Source organism: Hydrogenophaga sp. FG152, assembly GCF_057809615.1.
On sequence record NZ_JBMDKH010000015.1, the window covers coordinates 61,492 to 78,732 of the forward strand.

The window sequence follows — 17,241 nt, forward strand, 5'->3', positions numbered from 1 at the left end:
AGACATCCGGTTCCGGATGGATCAAACATTACCTAAAAAGGACGATTTCAATGGCAAGTTATTCCGAACTCATGGCGCAAGCCCAGAACCTGATGGCACAGGCCGAACAGGCGCGCAAGGACGAGCTCTCCGCGGTCATCGCCGACATCAAGGCGAAGATGAAGCAATTCGGCATCACCACCGCCGATCTTGGCAGCACCTCGGCGACCAAGAAGACCGGCAAATCCAAATCCGCCGCACCGGCCAAGTACAAAGGCCCGAACGGTGAACTCTGGGCAGGTGGCCCGGGCCGCAAACCCGAATGGGTTCGCGCCGTGCTGGCATCGGGCAAGAGTCTGGACAGCTATCTGATCTGATCCATTCCCCTGCCACTTGCACACGGCCCGCCTCTGGCGGGCTTTGTCTTTGGTACCCTCGAAAGCATGTTTCGAATACTCGTCGTCTGCATGGGCAACATCTGCCGCTCGCCCATGGCGGCCAGCGTGCTGCACGCCGCCATCGCTCGCCGCCAGCTGGCGCAGCGGGTGGAGGTGGATTCCGCCGGCACCTACGCCGGCCACCAGGGAGAGAAGCCCGACCGCCGGGCGATCACCCTGGCGATGGCGCGCGGTTACCCGCAGATCGAGCGCGAGCGGGCCCGCCGCGTGCGCGATGAGGACTACAGGAACTTCGACCTGATCCTCGCCATGGACGCGGACAACCTGGAGAACCTGCGCTTCAAGTGCCCGCCCGAGCACCAGCACAAGCTGCACCTGTTCCTGGAGTACGCGGGTGTGGAAGGCCGGCGCGAAGTGCCCGACCCCTACTACGGCAATGCCCAGGGCTTCGAGGTGGTGCTGGGCCTGTGCGAGCAGGGCAGCGAGGGCGTGCTCGCACGGGTGCTGAGCACGCTGGACTGAGGCGGCTTCAGGCCTGGTGGTACCCGCGGTACCAGCGCACGAAGCGTTCGATGCCGTCCTTCAGGGGCGTGGAGGGCGCGAAGCCCACCCAGCGGTGCAAGGCCTCGGTGCTGGCGTAGGTCGCCGGCACGTCGCCATCCTGCATGGGCAGGAATTCCTTGATCGCCTCGCGCCCCAGCGCCTGTTCGATGCAGCCGATGAAGTCCATCAGCGGCACCGGGTCGTGGTTGCCGATGTTGAAGATGCGGTAGGGCGGTCCACCCACGTTTTCGGGGGTGGCCGGTTTGTCGAGCACGCGCAGCACGCCTTCGACGATGTCGTCGATGTAGGTGAAGTCGCGCTTCATCTTCCCGTGGTTGAAGACCTGGATCGGCCGGCCTTCGAGCACCGCGCGGGTGAAGCTGAAGTAGGCCATGTCGGGTCGGCCCCAGGGCCCGTACACCGTGAAGAAGCGCAGGCCGGTGGTGGGCAGCCCATAGAGGTGGCTGTAGGTGTGGGCCATCAGCTCGTTGGCCTTCTTGGTGGCCGCGTACAGGCTCACCGGGTGGTCGACGGCGTCGGTTTCCTCGAACGGCATCTTGGTGTTGCCACCATACACGCTGGAGCTGGACGCGTAGACCAGGTGGCCCGGCTTCTGCGTGCGGCAGCCTTCCAGGATGTGGCCGAAGCCGGTGAGGTTGCTGTCGAGGTAGGCGTTGGGGTGCGTGATCGAGTAGCGCACGCCGGCCTGGGCCGCCAGGTGCACCACGGCGTCGAAGCGGTGGCTCGCGAACAGCCTGGCCATGGCCTCGCGGTCGGCCACATCGACCTGTTCGAAGGCGAAGCCCGGGTGCTTCTGCAACGACTCCAGCCGGGCGCGCTTGAGCGCGACGGCGTAGTAGTCGTTGAGGTTGTCGATGCCGAGCACCGTGTCGCCGCGCGCCAGCAGGCGCTGGGCGGTGTGCATGCCGATGAAGCCGGCCGCGCCAGTCAGGAGGATGTGCATGGCGGTATGTTAGCCGCCAGCCTGCCTCAGTCCTTCTGCCAGATCACCCGTTTTCCGGACGTTTCCCACGTTTCGTAGTAGCGCGCGTACAGGTCTTCGATGCGGTTGCGCTTGACCTTGAAGGTGGGCGTGATGATGTCGTTGTCCACCGTCCAGGCGGTGGTGACGACCACGATGCATTGCAGTTGCTCGTGCGGGTCCAGCGTGGCGTTGATGCCCTTGAGGTGGCTGGCCAGCGAGGTTTCAAGCTCGGTGCGCGCGGTGGCGTCGTTCGCCACGCGCGCGGCCGCGTCGGCGTTGAGCATCACGATGCCCAGGGGTTGGCCGAGGTTGGCGCCGGTCACCACGCAGGCCTCCACGGCCTCGTGCATCACCAGCTTGTCCTCGATCGGCGCGGGCGCCACGTACTTGCCCTTGCCGGTCTTGAACAGGTCCTTCACACGGCCGGTGATGCGCAGCAGGCCCTGCTTGTCGATCGTGCCCTTGTCCCCGGTCTTGAGCCAGCCGTCTTCGGTGAAGGCCTCGCGGCTCTTCTCAGGCTCCTTGTAGTAGCCCTGCATCAGTGCCTGGCTGCGCATCTGCACCTCGCCGGTCTCGGGGTCGAGGCGGTGCTGCACGCCGGCGTAGGTGGGGCCCACGGTGCCCTGCTGGTTCTTGCCCGGCTCGGTGATGTGCGAGAGCGCGAGGTTCTCGGTCATGCCGTAGCCCTCGTTGATGTTCAGGCCGAGCTGGCTGTACCACTGCAGCAGGGCCATGGGCATGGGCGCGGCGCCACCGGCGGCGAACTTGCACTGGTCCAGGCCCAGGGCCTTCATCACCTTGCGGCGCACGATGCCGCCGAGGATGGGGATGCCCAGGAGCCGGTTGAGCTTGGCCGGCGGCATCTTGGCGTGGATGCCCTGCTGGAACTTGACCCACAGGCGCGGCACCGAGAAGAAGATGGTGGGCCGCGCGCGCTGCAGGTCGGCGGCGAAGGTGTCGAGCGACTCGGCGAAGTACACGTGCATGCCGGTGCGCAGCCAGCCGTGTTCGACCAGCATGCGCTCGACCACATGGGCCAGCGGCAGGTAGGACAGCATGCGGTCTTCGCCCGAGAGCGGGATGCGTTTGACGCCGGAGTCGATGGCCCAGGCGAAGTTGCCGAAGCTGTGCATCACGCCCTTGGGCATGCCGGTGGTGCCGGAGGTGTAGATCAGGGTCGCGAGTTCGTCGGCGCCGCGGGTGGGCTCACCCTGCAGCGGCTGGTGGCGGCCGCAGATCGCGTCCCAGCCTTCGTAGGCCTGGATCGCGTCCAGCGGCGAGAGCGCGTAGCTGATGCAGGGCAGGCCGGCGGGCACGCCGGGCTTCATGCCTTCCCAGCCATCGAGCTTGCCAATGAAACAGGCCTTGGCCTCGCTGTGGGTGAGGATCTGGCGCACCGTCTCGGCCGCGAGCGTGGGGTAGAGCGGCACCGAGACGTGGCCGGCCATCCAGATGGCGAGGTCGCTCATCATCCACCAGGCGCAGTTCTTCGAGAGGATCGCGACCTTGGAGCCCGGCGCCCAGCCCTGCGATTGCAGGTGGGTGGCCATGCGCCGCACCTGGTCGCCGATCTCGGCCCAGGTGAATTCCTGCACCGCGCCCGCGCCCATGGGCTGGGTGAGCGCAACGCGCTTGGGATCGGTCTTTTCCCAGTGGTACAGGCGTTGCAGGGCGAGCAGCTCGGGCGCGACTTGGGTCATGTGACGTGTCTCCGTTGTGTGTGTGCGAAGGGTGAATCTACCAAGCCCTCCACACGCTGTTTAGAGGGTTTCACCTGTTCGGAGCCGCATCGCGGCTCAGGGTTCACCCGGTGAATTCCACCGTGAGTGCGGGCAGCGGCGGCGTGAAGCGCGCCGACCAGCGCTCGCCGGGCCGCACCGCCCAGGCGTCGGTCCAGGTGCCGGTGGTGACCACGTCGCCGGGCCGCAGATCGGGCGCGCCGGGGCAGGCGCGCAGTGTGTCCACGAAGTGCTTGAGCGCGCGCAAGGGGCTGTCGAGCACGTTGCTGCCCTGGCCCAGTTCGACCGGCTCTTCGTTCCTGAGCAGCGTGACACCGGCGTTGGCCAGCAGCGCATCGAGTTCGCCAGCGTTGGTCGCGAGCCCGCTCAAGGCCACGCGCGGGCCCACGAGCAAATGCGCGTGCAGCGCGCCGTCGGCCACGGTGTCGGCCGGCAGGAACTTCCAGTCGGGCAGGTGCGATTGCACGATCTCGAACCCGGGTGCGATCCAGTCGATGGCGTCGAACAGCCCGTCAAGCGTGGCGTTCGCCGCTGGCGTGGCCTTCAGGCCGAACACGGTCTCGGGCTCCAGGCGGGGCTGGCAGCTGCGCTCGAGCGACACACGGCCTTCGCCCTCGCAGAACGTCAGCGTGGTGTCCCACACCGTGCCCCAGATCGGCGCGAACACGTTGTAACGCGCCCAGATCGTGCGGTTGGTGAAGCCCACCTTGTAGCCACGCGGCCGCTCACCGCGCGCCAGGCGCAGGTCGCGCACCGCCAGGGCCTGTGCGTAGGCGGCGTCCAGATCGAAGCCGGTTTGCGCGCTGAGCGGGGCGGGCCAGAGGCGGCCCTGGTCCAGGTGGTCGAGCAGGGTCTGCGGGTTCATGCGCCCATCATAGTCAGGCGCTGGTGTCGGCGCGGCCGAACAGGCGGTGCACCTGGGCGCGGATCCACTGGTGCGCCGGGTCCTGCGCGGTGCTGGCGTGCCAGACCAGCCGCACCTCGTAGCTCGGCGCGGCCGCGCGCGGCAGTTCCCACACGCGCAGGTCGTGGCGCTGGCCGAGGTTGCTGGCGTACATCTGCGGCACGATGGTCAGCAGGTCGGTGTTGAGCGCCAGCTCGGGCAGGGCACCGAAGTGCCGCGCGCGCAGCACGATGCGCTCGGAGAGCTTCATGCGCACCAGCATCTTCTCCACGCTGCCGTGGAAGGTGGCGGTGGGCGAGGCCACCACCAGCGAGGCCTCGGCCAGCTGGCGCGCGCTCAGCGTGCGGCCCGCCGGGCCCGAGGCGGGCCGCCAGCGCGAGGAGGTCAGCGCCACGTAGTGCTCGCGGAACAGCAGCTCGGCGCGCACCCCGCGGTGGCGCGGTTGCAGGATGCCGATGGCGAAATCGATGTCGCGCGATTCGAGCGCGGCCGGCACGTCCTCCGCCGCCACCGACACGTTGGTCACATGGGCCTGCGGGGCCTGCTGGCGCAGCGCCGCCGCCAGCGGCGGCAGGAACATCATCTCGCCCAGGTCCGACAGCGAGAGGCGCCAGCGCATCTCGCTGTGCGCGGGGTCGAAGTCGTCGCGCACGCTTACCAGCGTTTCCAGCATCTTCAATTGCGCCTGCACCTCGGGCGCCAGGCGTTCGCACAGGCGCGTGGGCTGCAGGCCGCCGGGCGAGCGCACGAAGAGGTCGTCCTTGAAGTAGTCGCGCAGGCGCGCCAGGGCGTTGCTGGTGGCGGGCTGGGACAGCGCGAGCGCCTTGCCCGCGGCCGTCACCGAGCCGGTGCGGTGGATCGCACCGAGCACGCGCAGCAGGTTGAGATCGAGTTGGCGGAAGTTCATGGCGAGCCTCTCAGGGTTGACCCTGATTATCCATCCTGTGAATACACCACATCAGATCAATCCATTTGTCAGATGGGGATGGGCCGCCTACATTGCCGGGCATAAAGACAGGAGACCCACGATTTGGAACGCTCATTCCACAGCGAAATCGAAGCGCTGAAACTTGGCCAGGGTGAAACCTTCCACGGCGAAGGCATTCTGGCGGTGACCAAGGCACTGCTGCAGTCCGGCGTCACCTACGTCGGCGGCTACCAGGGCTCGCCCATTTCCCATCTGCTCGATGTGATGGTGCAGGCCAAGCCCTACATGGACGAGCTCGGCGTGCACGTCGAGGCCTGCACGAACGAGAGTTCGGCGGCCGCGATGCTGGCCGCGTCCATCATGTACCCGGTGCGCGGCGCGGTCACCTGGAAATCGGTGGTCGGTACCAATGTCGCGTCCGACGCGCTGTCCAACCTGGCTTCGCCCGGGGTGATGGGCGGCGCGCTGATCGTGGTGGGCGAGGACTACGGCGAAGGCGCCAGCGTGATCCAGGAGCGCACGCACGCCTTCGCGATGAAGTCCGCGCTCTGGCTCATGGACCCGCGCCCCAACCTGCCCACCATCGTGCGCATGGTCGAGAAGGGCTTCGAACTCTCCGAGGCCTCGAACACGCCGGTGATGATGGAGCTGCGCATCCGCGCCTGCCACGTGCAGGGAAGTTTCGTGGCCAGCGACAACATCGCGCCCGCCATCTCCAGCCGCCTGCAGCAGCAGGAGGCGGCCTCGTTCAGCTACGACCGCCTCTCACACCCGCCGTCCACCTTTCGCCATGAGAAGCACAAGTACGAAGTGCGCATGCCGGCGGCGCGCAAGTTCATCGAGGAAGCGGGCCTGAACGAGCACTTCGACGGGCGCTACGGCGAGGTGGGCCTGATCGTGCAGGGTGGGCTCTACAACACCACCATGCGCGCGCTGCAGCAGGCCGGCCTGGCCAATGGCACGGGCGAGAGCGACATTCCGATGCTGGTGCTCAATGTGGTGTACCCGCTGGTGCCAGAGCAGATCGCCGCCTTCTGCGCCGGCAAGCGCGCGGTGCTGGTGATCGAGGAGGGCCAGCCCGAGTTCATCGAGCAGGACATCGCCACGCAGCTGCGCCGCGCCGATCTGCAGACCCGCCTGCACGGCAAGGACCTGCTGCCCATGGGCGGCGAGTACACGGCCGAGATCCTGCTGAAAGGGCTCACGGCCTTCGTGGGCGAGCACCTGCCCGCGCTGGACACCACCACGGCGACCACCTTCAGCACCGAGCTGGCCGAGGTGCGCGAGCGCGCACTGGTCGAACTCGGCGGTGCCGTGCCCGCGCGCCCACCCAATTTCTGCACCGGTTGCCCCGAGCGCCCGGTGTTCGCTGCGCTCAAGCTGGTCGAGCGCGAAGTGGGCAAGCTGCACATCTCCACCGACATCGGCTGCCATTCCTTCGCCACCTTCGAACCGTTCTCGTTCGGCAACTCCATCCTCGGCTACGGCATGAGCATGGCGTCCAGCGCGGCGGTGAAGAACTTCTCGGCCAAGCGGCCGATCGCCATCATGGGCGACGGGGGGTTCTGGCACAACGGCCTGCTCTCGGGCGTGAGCTCGACCCTGCTCAACCAGGGCGACGGCGTGCTGGTGATCATGAAGAACGGCTACACCTCGGCCACCGGCACGCAGGAGACCATGTCCACGCCGGCCTCCGAAGCCAAGCGCGTGGCCGAGGGCTCCAGCGCCACGGCCGACGAGATGACGATCGAGAACACGCTGCAGGGCATGGGCGTGAAGTGGGTCAAGACGGTGCACAACTACCGCGTCTCCAAGGTGCGGGATGTGTTGAAGGAGGCGGTGAATTCACCGTTCCAAGGCCTCAAGGTGGTGATTGCCGAAGGCGAGTGCCAGCTCGAACGCCAGCGCCGCCTCAAGCCGATCCGCGCGCGCCGCCTCAAGGAAGGCCTGCGCAGTGTGCGCACGCGCTATGGCGTGGACGAGGACACCTGCACCGGCGACCACTCCTGCATCCGCCTCTCGGGCTGCCCCACGCTCACCGTCAAGCCCACGAACGATCCGCTGCGGCGCGAACCCGTGGCGCACGTCACCAACGGCTGCGTGGGCTGCGGCCTGTGCGGCGAGGTGGCCGATGCCGCCGTGCTGTGCCCCTCGTTCCACAAGATCGAGATCGTCACGCACCCCAGCTGGTGGGACCGCCTCACCGACCGCTTCAACCGCTTCTTCATCGGCCTGCTGCAGCCCGCCTGATCCCATGACATCAAGAGACGATTCCTACGGCATCCTCATCGCCGCGCTGGGCGGCGAGGGCGGCGGCGTGCTGGCCGACTGGCTGGTGCAGTGCGCGCGCCGACACGGCCTGCCGGTGCAGGCCACCTCGGTGCCCGGCGTGGCGCAGCGCACCGGCGCCACCAGCTACTACATCGAGCTGCTGCGCGAACCCGTGAGCGGGTCGGTGCAGCCCGTGTTCGGCCTGACACCGGTGGCCGGCCGCGTGGACGTGCTGGTGGCCAGCGAGTTGCTGGAAGCCGCTCGCATGGTCGAGCGCGGCTTCGTCACCGACCGCACCACGCTGATCGCGTCCACGCACCGCGTCTACACCACGGTGGAGAAGATGCACATGGCCGACGGCCGGCAGGACCCGCAGCGCCTGGCCGATGCCGCGCGCGCGCTGGCGCGCCACGCCGTGCTGTTCGACATGGAAGCCGTGACCGTGAAGACCGGCACCGTGGTCTCCGCCGTGATGTTCGGCGCGCTCGCCGGTGCCGGTGTGCTGCCCTGGCCGCGCAGCGTGTGCGAGGACGTGATCCGCGAATCCGGCAAGGGCGTGCAGGCCAGCCTGGCCGGTTTTGCCGCGGCGTTCGACGAGGCCGCGCAACCTTCGACCCCCACCACCGAGGTGTCGAAGGACGCGCTGCAGGTGCTGGCCGATGCCCAGTTGCCACCCGCACTGCAGGGCGAATGGATGGTGCGGCTGCAGGCCTGGCCGACCGCCGTGCAGTTGCTTGCCGCGCACGGCGCGCTGCGCTGCCGCGACTACCAGAACGACCGCTATGCCCAGACCTTCTTCGACCACGTGCAAGGCCTGGTGGACGCGACGCCACCGGCCGCCAGCGAGGCCTTGGAAGAGGCGGTGCGCCACCTCGCACTGTGGATGTGCTTCGAAGACGTGATCCGCGTCGCCGACCTCAAGACCCGGCGCAGCCGCTACGCGCGCGTGGCGAGCGAAGCCCAGGCCAAGCCAGGCGACATCGTGCGCGTCACCGAGCACTTCAAGCCCGGTGTCGACGAAGTGGCGGCCGTGTTGCCGCGCGCGCTGGGGCAGTGGCTGGTGGCGCTGGCCACGAAGCGCGGCTGGATGGGCAAGGCCCACGTCGGCCTGCACATCCGCTCCACCAGCCTCTGGGGTTACCTCATGTTGCGCAGCCTCGCCTGGCTGCGACCGCTGCGGCCGCGTTCGCTGCGCTACGCGCAGGAGCACGAAACGCTGGGCGTGTGGCTGGCGGCGATGCGCCGGGTGCTGCGGCAGGCGCCCGCGCTGGCGCTGGTGCTCGCGGGCCTCCCGCAGGTGCTCAAGGGCTATGGCGACACGCAGGTGCGCGGCCGCGAAAACTACGCGCGCCTGTGGGCCGCGCATGTGGCGCCGGTGCTCGCCGGCACCGCCGACGCCGAGCAGGTCGCCCCCCGTCTGCGCGAGGCCCTGCGGACCACGCTGGCCGATCCCGAAGGCAAGCTCAACCAGGCGCACCGCGCCGCCAGCCCGAAAGCGCAACCCATTTTCTGGGCCCCAAAGGCCGCACCTCGGGAAACCACGCTCACCCCCCGCGCATGAATGCCTGCACCATGCGCCTTTCGTGAAAAACCTCAACAACCAGGAGACAAAGATGAAGAACCCGATCCAGACTTCCTTGCGCGCTGTTGCCATGGCAACCCTGCTGCTGGGCGCGGCCGTCGCGCAGGCACAGGACAAGGCGGTCGAACTGAAGTTCGCGCACTGGCTGCCGGCCTCGCACCCGCTGGCCAAGCTGGGGTTCGAGCCCTGGGCCAAGTCGGTGGAGGCGGCGTCCAAGGGCTCGATCAAGGTCGCCCTGTTCCCGGCGCAGCAGCTCGGCAAGGCCGCCGACCACTACGACATGGCGCGCGACGGCATCGCCGAGATGACCTGGGTGAACCCGGGTTACCAGGCCGGCCGCTTCCCCATGATCGCCGCCGGTGAACTGCCCTTCCTGATCGGCAAGCCCGGCCCCGGCTCGGCCGCGCTGGACCAGTGGTACCGCTCCTACGCCGCCACCGAAATGAAGGACGTGAAGTTCTGCTTCGCTCACGTGCACATCGGCACCTTCCACGCCAAGAAGCCGATCACCGAACCCGGCCAGTTGAAGGGCATGAAGATCCGCTCGGCCAACGGCACCGTGGCCCAGACCATGACGCTGCTCGGCGCGACCAACGTGCAGGTCTCGGCCCCCGAGTCGCGCGACGCGCTCGACAAGGGCGTGGCCGATGCCATCACCTTCCCCTGGAACTCCATCGTGTCCTTCGGCATCGACAAGGCCGTCAAGTTCCACAGCGACATGCGCTTCTACGCCTCCGACTTCGTCTGGGTGCTCAACAAGCCCTGGTACGACAAGCTGGCGGCCGGCCAGAAGAAGGTCATCGACGACCACTGCAACAACGAGTGGGCCGGCAAGGTCGGTGGCGCCTGGGGCGATGAGGAAGACTCGGGCCAGGCCAAGCTGGAGAAGACGCCGGGCCACACCATCGTGAAGATCTCGCCTGCTCAGCTCGACGTGTGGAAGAAGGCGGTCGATCCGGTGTACGCCCAGTGGGTGAAGGCGGCCGACGCCGCGGGCAACAAGGGCCAGGCCGCGCTGGACGACCTGCGCAAGGAACTGGCCAACCGCAAAGCCGGTAGCTGATGAAGCGCCTGTTCTCGGCCATCGAGACGGTGGCCGCGCTCTTCCTGCTGCTGATCGCGTTGCTCACGGCGGGCAACGTGCTGCTGCGCTACGCGTTCAGCATGCAGATCCCCGACTGGTTCGACGGCACGCAGATGCTGCAGGGCATCGCGATGTTCTGGGGCATCGCCCTGGCCACCTACTACGGCACCCACATCGGGGTGGACATCGTGTGGGAGCACCTTGGCCCCAAGGGCCAGCGCCGCATGGACCTGCTGGCCACAGCCCTGACCGCCGCCTTCCTCGTGCCCCTGGCGTGGATGGTGTGGGTCAAGGTCGGCGGCACCGGCAGCCAGGGCACCATGGACCTGCGGCTGCCGCTGCAGTGGTTCTACAGCGTGGCTGCCGTGGGCGCCAGCGTGGCGGCGGTGCTGGCGCTGGTGCGCCTCATGCACCTCTGGCAGGGCCGCGCGGCCACTCCCGAGCCGGTGGACGACGACGTGCCAGGAGCGGCCCATGGATCGTGATCTGGTGGCCCTGCTGGGCTTCGTGGGCATGTTCGCCCTCATGGCCGTGCGCGTGCCGATCGGCATCGCCATGGGCATCGCGGGCGTGGGCGGCTTCGCGCTGCTTTCGGGCACCACGCCCGCGCTCAACCTGCTGGCCAACGTGCCGCTGTCGGTGCTCACCGACTACAACCTCATCGTGATCCCGATGTTCATCCTGATGGGGGCCTTCGCCTCGCATTCGGGCATGAGCACCGAGCTGTTCAAGGCGGGGCGGGCCTGGCTGGGCCATCGGCGCGGCGGCCTGGCGCTGGCGTCCATCGCGGCCTGCGGTGGCTTCTCGGCCATCAACGGTTCCTCGGTCGCCACCGCGGCCACCATGACGCAGGTGGCCCTGCCCGAAATGCGCCGCGCGGGCTACCACCCGGGCTTCTCGGCCGGGCTGATCGCGGCCGGCGGCACGCTGGGCATCATGATCCCGCCCTCGGTGATCATGGTGCTCTACGGCATCATGACCGAGACCGACATCACCAAGCTGTTCGCCGCCGGCATCATCCCGGGCTTCATGGCGATCGCTTTCTACAGCGTGGTGGTGGCCATCGTCGCGCGCCTGCGGCCCGACACCATGCCCCGCGGTGAACGCCTGGGCTGGGGCGAGCGCTTCGCCTCGCTGCGCCCGCTGTGGGCGGTGGTGGTGCTGTTCGTGTTCGTGCTGGGCGGCATCTACGGTGGCCTCTTCACCGTGCAGGAAGCCGCCGGCGTGGGCGCGATCGGCACGCTGGCCATCGGCATGCTGCGCGGGCGCCTGGGCTGGAAGCAGATCAAGGCCGCGCTCATCGGTGCGCTGCGCGTGTCCTCGGCCATCATGATGATCGTGGTCGGCGCCTACCTGTTCGGCTACTTCCTCACCATCACCCAGTTCACGCAGAACGCGGTGGAGTTCCTGGTCCACCTGCCGGTGGGGCCGTACGGCGTGCTGGCGCTCATCATGGTGGGCTACCTGATCCTCGGTGCGGTGATGGACGAACTCGCGATGATCCTGCTGACCGTGCCCATCGTGTTCCCCGCGATGATGCAGCTGGGTTTCGACCCGGTGTGGTTCGGCGTGATCGTGGTGATGGCGGTGACCTTCGGCATGATCTGCCCGCCCGTGGGCATGAACGTGTTCGTGATCAACTCCATCGCGCGCGACGTGCCGCTGGGCGCGATCTACAAGGGCACCATGCCCTTCATCGCGGTGGACGTGGTGCGCCTGCTGATCCTGTGCGCGTTCCCGGCCCTGTCGCTGTGGCTGCCGGGGTTCATTGAATAGCGGCATGGCGCCTTCGTGGCGCTATGCTGCCGTTCATGAACACCCCTTTCCTCGAAACCCTTGAAGCGGTGAGCGGCGGCGACGCCGCCGCTCAGCCCGTCGCCTCCCTCATCGTGCTGCACGGCCTGGGCGCCGACGGCAACGACTTCGTGCCGATCGCGCGCGAGCTTGACCTGAGCGCGGTCGGCCCGGTGCGCTTCGTGTTCCCCAGCGCCCCGGTGCAGCCGGTCACCCTCAACGGTGGCTACCGGATGCGCGCCTGGTACGACATCCACCCGCCCAGCGCCCACCCGGCCGTGCCGCGCCTCGAAGACGAGGCCGGCCTGCGCGCCGCGCAAGGCCTGGTGCAAGGCCTGATCGACCGCGAAGTCACGCGCGGCGTGCCGTCCCACCGCATCGTGCTGATGGGTTTCTCGCAAGGATGCGCCATGACGCTCATGACCGGCCTGCGCGCACCGCAGCGCCTGGCCGGGCTGGTGGGGCTTTCAGGCTACCTGCCGATCGCCGAAACCACCGCCGCCGAGCGCGGCGAGGCCAACCGCGACACACCCATCTTCCTCGCGCACGGCGAAGACGACCCCATGGTCACCATCGACCGCGCCATCGCTTCGCGCGACGAGCTGTTGCGCCTGGGGTATGCGGTGGAATGGCACAGCTACCCGATGGAACACACCGTGAGCACGCAGGAGGTGGACGACCTCAACGTGTGGTTGTTGAAGGTCCTGGCCGACGCATGACCGTGCGGGCCAGGCGCGCCATGTCGCGCCCGTAGAGGATCAGCGCCAGCGCCAGGCCGATCACCGGCATGGCGACAAACACCCAGCCGGTGAGCCGCTCGCCGCCCAGCCACACGCCCACGCACAGCGCCACCACGGGGTTCACGAAGGAGTAGCTGCCTGCCAGCGCCGCCGTGGTGTTCTTCAGCAGCCAGAGGTAGGCGTTGAGCGTGACCATGGTGCCCATGACCACGAGGTACAGCCAGGCCAGCACCGAGGCCAGCGACACCTGTTGCCAGGCCACGGTGCGCGCGCCCGGCTCCCACAGCGCGGCCACCACCAGCCCGAGCAGGCCGCCCAGCAGCCACTGCGCGGCCGAGGCCATGGCGGGCGGCGGCAGGGCCATGCGGCGCGAGGCGTAGGAACCCAGGCTCCAGGCCAAGGGCGCGCCGAAGGCGCACAGCGAGCCCATCAACGTGGTCGAAAAATCGCCCTCCAGCGCCAGCAGCAGCGCGCCGCTCGCGCCCAGCACGAGGCCGATCCAGCTGGTCAGCGGCACGCGCTCGCCGCCCCAGCGCGTCCACAGCGCGAGCCACATCGGCATGGTGGTCACCACGGTGGCCATCAGGCCCGAGCCGATGCCGGCCTTCTGCGCCAGCACCACCAGCGCCATGGCCGCGAAAGCCATCAGGCCACCGATCAGCGCGCTGGCGCGCCACTGCGCCGCCGTCGGCCAGGCCTGGCCCTGCCAGCGCGCGATGCCGAGCATCAACACACCCGCCGCCACGAAGCGCGCGCCGTTCATGAGCACGGGCGGCAGGGACTGCATGGCCACGTCGAGCGCGAAGTAGGTCGTGCCCCAGACCAGGTAGACGATCAGCAGGGCCCCGCCCAGGCGCAGGGTCTGGCGGTCCAGGCGATTCGGGTTGAAAATGGCAGGCATCGCAAGATGATTGACGGAAATTATTCGGAAAATCGCTTGAAAACTGAAGTTTGATCGAACTATTGGCGATATGCAAGCAAATATCAGTATCGATAGCACGGATGCCAGAATTCTTACGGTCCTGAGTGCCGACAGCCGGCGTTCTTATGCCGAAGTGGCGGCCGAAGTGGGCCTTTCCACGGCCGCCGTGCACGAGCGTGTGAAGAAGATGGCCGAGCGCGGTGTGATCGAGCGCTTCGCGTTGCGCGTGGACCCGGACCGCGTGGGCCTGCGCTTCACCGCGTTCGTGGCCATTCGCCACGATGCCAGCGCGCACTGCCGCGACGTGGCGCCGCGCCTGCGCGAATTGCCGGAGATGCTGGAGCTGCACAGCGTCGCCGGCGAATACGACTTCCTGGCCAAGATCCGCACCACCCACGCGCGCGCGCTGGAAGAGGTGCTCTACAAGATCAAGTCCATCCCCGGCGTGGCGCGCACCACCAGCACCGTGGTGCTCAACACCGAGTTCGAAGACCGCCCGCTGCAGCTGCCTGACGACCGGGAGCACTGAGACTCAGGGTGCCTCGCGCAGCCAGTAGCCGGGCCGCGCATAGACCTTCTTGAGGTGGTCGATGAAGAAGCGCACCTTGGCCGGCAGGTGCCGCTGCTGCGGGTAAACGGCCAGGATGTCGTAGGCGGGCAGGGCGAATTCGTCGAGCACGGTCACCAGCTCGCCGCGCTGCAGCTGGGCCTGGATCTCCCAGGTGGAGCGCCAGCCCAGGCCCATGCCCTCGCTCACCCAGCGGTGCAGCAGCTCGCCGTCGTTGCAGTCCAGGTTGCCTTCCACGCGCACCGTCACCGTGCGGTCGCCCTGCTGGAAGTACCAGCCGCGCTGCTGGCCGCCCTGCAGGTTGAAGGCCAGGCAGTTGTGCGCCTTCAGGTCCTCCAGCGTGCGCGGCTTGCCGTGCTTGCGGAAGTAGGCCGGCGTGCCGCAGACCACGCGCTGGTTGGTGGCCAGGTGCACGGCGACGAAGTTGGGGTCGATCGCGCCGCCGATGCGCAGGCCCAGGTCGTAGCCCTCGCGCACCAGGTCCACCACGCGGTCGGTGAGGTTGAACGAGAGCTTGACCTCGGGGTTGGCCTTGAGGAAGGCGCTGGCGTGCGGCGCCACGTGCAGGCGCCCGAAGGCCGCCGGGGCCGACACCACCAGGTGGCCGCTGGCGCGGTGCTTCTGCGCCGACACCGTGGCCTCGGCGGCCGACCACTGCGCCAGCAGCACGCGGCACTCGTCGAGGAAGCCCGCACCCTGCTCGGTGAGCGCCAGGCGGCGGGTGGAGCGGTGGATCAGCTGCGTGCCCAGGCGGCGCTCCAGCGCGTCGATGCGCCGGCCCATCATCACCGGCGTGATGCCCGCGTGCAGCGCGGCGGCGGCCAGGCTGCCGTGCTCCATCGCCAGCACGAAAGCCTCGATTTCCTTGAAGCGGTCCATGGCGGCATGTTAACCCCGCCGCCCCCGCATTGCATACCTGGAGTATCGAATCGGCGTACCGCCACTGCCATTCCCAAGAGGAAGGGTTCTCCCTAGCATCGAACCCAGTCCCTCAACCTTGGTAAGGAATCGCATCATGGCCCGTATGACCGCGGCGCAAGCCGCCATCTGTGTGCTGGAGAAGGAAGGCATCTCGCAGGCCTTCGGTGTGCCCGGCGCCGCCATCAACCCGTTCTACGCCGCCATGCGCCAGCGCGGCAGCATCAGCCATATCCTGGCGCGGCATGTGGAAGCCGCCTCGCACATGGCCGAGGGCTACACCCGGGCGCGCGCCGGCAACATCGGCCTGTGCATCGGCACCAGCGGCCCGGCCGGCACCGACATGATCACCGGCCTGTACTCGGCGCAGGCCGACAGCATCCCCATCCTCTGCGTCACCGGCCAGGCGCCGCGCGCGCGGCTGTACAAGGAAGACTTCCAGGCGGTGGACATCGAGAGCATCGCCAAGCCGGTCACCAAGTGGGCCGTGACGGTGCGCGAACCCGCGCTGGTGCCGCGCGTGTTCCAGCAGGCCTTCCACCTCATGCGCTCGGGCCGCCCGGGGCCGGTGCTGATCGATCTGCCGTTCGACGTGCAGATGGCCGAGATCGAGTTCGACCCCGACACCTACGAACCCCTGCCGGTCTACAAGCCCGCCGCGAACCGCAAGCAGATCGAGAAGGCGCTGGACATGCTGGCCGCGGCCACCAAGCCGCTGATCGTGGCCGGCGGCGGGATCATCAACGCCGACGCGGCCGACCTGCTGGTGGAGTTCGCCGAACTCACCGGTGTGCCGGTGATCCCCACCCTGATGGGCTGGGGCACGATCCCCGACGACCACCCGCTCATGGCCGGCATGGTGGGCCTGCAGACCAGCCACCGCTACGGCAACGCCACGATGCTCGCGAGCGACTTCGTGCTCGGCATCGGCAACCGCTGGGCCAACCGCCACACCGGTTCGATCGACACCTACACCCAGGGCCGCCAGTTCGTGCACGTGGACATCGAGCCCACGCAGATCGGCCGCGTGTTCGACCCCGACTTCGGCATCGTCTCCGACGCCAGGGCCGCGCTGCAGCTGTTCGTGGACGTGGCGCGCGAGCGCAAGGCCGCCGGGCACTGGCCGAGCTACGCCAACTGGGCCGGCCGCTGCGCCGAGCGCAAGCGCCTCATGCTGCGCCAGACGCACTTCGAGCAGATCCCGATGAAACCGCACCGCGTCTACGAAGAGATGAACCAGGTGTTCGGACGCGACACGGTCTACGTGAGCACCATCGGCCTGTCGCAGATCGCGGGTGCGCAGTTCCTGCACGTCTACGGCCCGCGCCAGTGGATCAACTGCGGCCAGGCTGGCCCGCTGGGCTGGACGTTGCCGGCCGCGCTGGGCGTCGTGGCCTCCGACCCGACGAAGAATGTGGTCGCGCTCTCGGGCGATTACGACTTCCAGTTCCTGATCGAGGAACTCGCGGTGGGCGCGCAGTTCCGCCTGCCGTACGTGCACGTGCTGGTGAACAACTCGTACCTCGGCCTGATCCGCCAGAGCCAGCGCGGTTTCGACATGGACTACTGCGTGCAACTGGCCTTCGAGAACCAGAACATGGACGAAAGCGCGGGCGAGCTGCGCGGCTACGGCGTGGACCACGTCGCCGTGGTCGAGGGCCTGGGCTGCAAGGCCCTGCGCGTGACCGACCCCGAGAAACTGCAGGGTGCCTTGCGCGAAGCGCAGCGGCTCGCCGCCGAGCACCGCGTGCCGGTGGTGGTGGAATGCATACTGGAACGCGTCACCAACATCGCCATGGGCACCGAGATCGACAAGATCAACGAATTCGAGGCCATCGACTGCCGTGCCCCTCAGGGCCTGGAGACGGTGGGCCTTCTCGACTGAA

General features: G+C 68.2%; 16 protein-coding genes. 10 read left to right on the plus strand and 6 right to left on the minus strand.

From position 1 onward, the window contains the following. The first annotated feature begins 71 nt into the window (after positions 1–71). Both ACODTB_RS17910 and ACODTB_RS17915 read left to right on the plus strand, forming a co-directional pair. On the plus strand, positions 72–356 hold the full coding sequence (locus ACODTB_RS17910; protein WP_291115544.1) for an H-NS histone family protein: 285 nt from the start codon (positions 72–74) through the stop codon (positions 354–356). Positions 357–422: 66 nt separating this feature from the next. Continuing rightward, on the plus strand, positions 423–899 hold the full coding sequence (locus ACODTB_RS17915; protein WP_291115547.1) for a low molecular weight protein-tyrosine-phosphatase: 477 nt from the start codon (positions 423–425) through the stop codon (positions 897–899). 7 nt (positions 900–906) lie between these two features. Here ACODTB_RS17915 and ACODTB_RS17920 read toward each other — a convergent pair whose 3' ends face one another. The 4 genes from ACODTB_RS17920 to ACODTB_RS17935 all read right to left on the minus strand — a co-directional run bounded on the left by ACODTB_RS17920 (position 907) and on the right by ACODTB_RS17935 (position 5,455). Continuing rightward, positions 907–1,884 (minus strand): NAD-dependent epimerase, encoded by a 978-nt coding sequence (locus ACODTB_RS17920; RefSeq protein WP_291115551.1) that lies wholly within the window; start codon positions 1,882–1,884, stop codon positions 907–909. A gap of 26 nt (positions 1,885–1,910) precedes the next feature. Then, positions 1,911–3,605 (minus strand): AMP-binding protein, encoded by a 1,695-nt coding sequence (locus ACODTB_RS17925; RefSeq protein WP_291115553.1) that lies wholly within the window; start codon positions 3,603–3,605, stop codon positions 1,911–1,913. Between the two features lie 103 nt (positions 3,606–3,708). Beyond that, the gene (locus ACODTB_RS17930) at positions 3,709–4,509 is read right to left on the minus strand and encodes a 2-keto-4-pentenoate hydratase (RefSeq protein WP_291115557.1); all 801 of its coding nucleotides are present in this window, start codon (positions 4,507–4,509) and stop codon (positions 3,709–3,711) included. A 13-nt stretch (positions 4,510–4,522) separates the two neighbouring features. Beyond that, positions 4,523–5,455, minus strand: coding sequence for a LysR family transcriptional regulator (locus ACODTB_RS17935; RefSeq protein ID WP_291115559.1), 933 nt, complete (start codon positions 5,453–5,455; stop codon positions 4,523–4,525). Positions 5,456–5,578: 123 nt separating this feature from the next. Between ACODTB_RS17935 and ACODTB_RS17940 the strand changes: the two genes are divergently transcribed. From ACODTB_RS17940 to ACODTB_RS17965, 6 genes are read left to right on the plus strand one after another with little or no spacing between them, the layout of a single operon-like run. Next, the gene (locus tag ACODTB_RS17940; RefSeq protein WP_291115562.1) at positions 5,579–7,726 is read left to right on the plus strand and encodes a thiamine pyrophosphate-dependent enzyme; all 2,148 of its coding nucleotides are present in this window, start codon (positions 5,579–5,581) and stop codon (positions 7,724–7,726) included. A gap of 4 nt (positions 7,727–7,730) precedes the next feature. Continuing rightward, the gene (locus ACODTB_RS17945; protein WP_291115565.1) at positions 7,731–9,308 is read left to right on the plus strand and encodes an indolepyruvate oxidoreductase subunit beta family protein; all 1,578 of its coding nucleotides are present in this window, start codon (positions 7,731–7,733) and stop codon (positions 9,306–9,308) included. 52 nt (positions 9,309–9,360) lie between these two features. After that, positions 9,361–10,392, plus strand: a complete 1,032-nt coding sequence (locus ACODTB_RS17950; protein ID WP_291115568.1) for a TRAP transporter substrate-binding protein — start codon at positions 9,361–9,363, stop codon at positions 10,390–10,392. Then, on the plus strand, positions 10,392–10,898 hold the full coding sequence (locus tag ACODTB_RS17955) for a TRAP transporter small permease (protein ID WP_291115571.1): 507 nt from the start codon (positions 10,392–10,394) through the stop codon (positions 10,896–10,898). Before ACODTB_RS17950 ends, ACODTB_RS17955 begins: the two co-directional genes overlap by 1 nt. Continuing rightward, entirely contained in the window at positions 10,888–12,189 is a 1,302-nt protein-coding gene (locus ACODTB_RS17960; RefSeq protein WP_291115574.1) for a TRAP transporter large permease, read from the plus strand. The genes ACODTB_RS17955 and ACODTB_RS17960 overlap by 11 nt, the downstream gene beginning before the upstream one ends. Before the next feature lie 35 nt (positions 12,190–12,224). Next, entirely contained in the window at positions 12,225–12,926 is a 702-nt protein-coding gene (locus ACODTB_RS17965; protein ID WP_291115577.1) for an alpha/beta hydrolase, read from the plus strand. Here ACODTB_RS17965 and ACODTB_RS17970 read toward each other — a convergent pair. Further along, the gene (locus tag ACODTB_RS17970; protein ID WP_291115580.1) at positions 12,889–13,848 is read right to left on the minus strand and encodes an EamA family transporter; all 960 of its coding nucleotides are present in this window, start codon (positions 13,846–13,848) and stop codon (positions 12,889–12,891) included. The two genes, ACODTB_RS17965 and ACODTB_RS17970, sit on opposite strands and share 38 nt — an antisense overlap. A 70-nt stretch (positions 13,849–13,918) precedes the next feature. On the opposite strand from ACODTB_RS17970, the gene ACODTB_RS17975 reads away from it, so the two are divergent. Beyond that, entirely contained in the window at positions 13,919–14,398 is a 480-nt protein-coding gene (locus tag ACODTB_RS17975) for an Lrp/AsnC family transcriptional regulator (protein ID WP_291115583.1), read from the plus strand. 3 nt (positions 14,399–14,401) lie between these two features. On the opposite strand, the gene ACODTB_RS17980 is transcribed toward ACODTB_RS17975, so the two are convergent. Next, positions 14,402–15,316 carry a LysR family transcriptional regulator gene (locus ACODTB_RS17980; protein WP_291115586.1) on the minus strand — a complete coding sequence of 305 codons (915 nt, stop codon included), beginning with the start codon at positions 15,314–15,316 and terminating at the stop codon, positions 14,402–14,404. 136 nt (positions 15,317–15,452) lie between these two features. Between ACODTB_RS17980 and gcl the strand changes: the two genes are divergently transcribed. After that, entirely contained in the window at positions 15,453–17,240 is a 1,788-nt protein-coding gene (gene gcl, locus ACODTB_RS17985) for a glyoxylate carboligase (protein WP_291115589.1), read from the plus strand. Position 17,241: the final 1 nt, after the last annotated feature.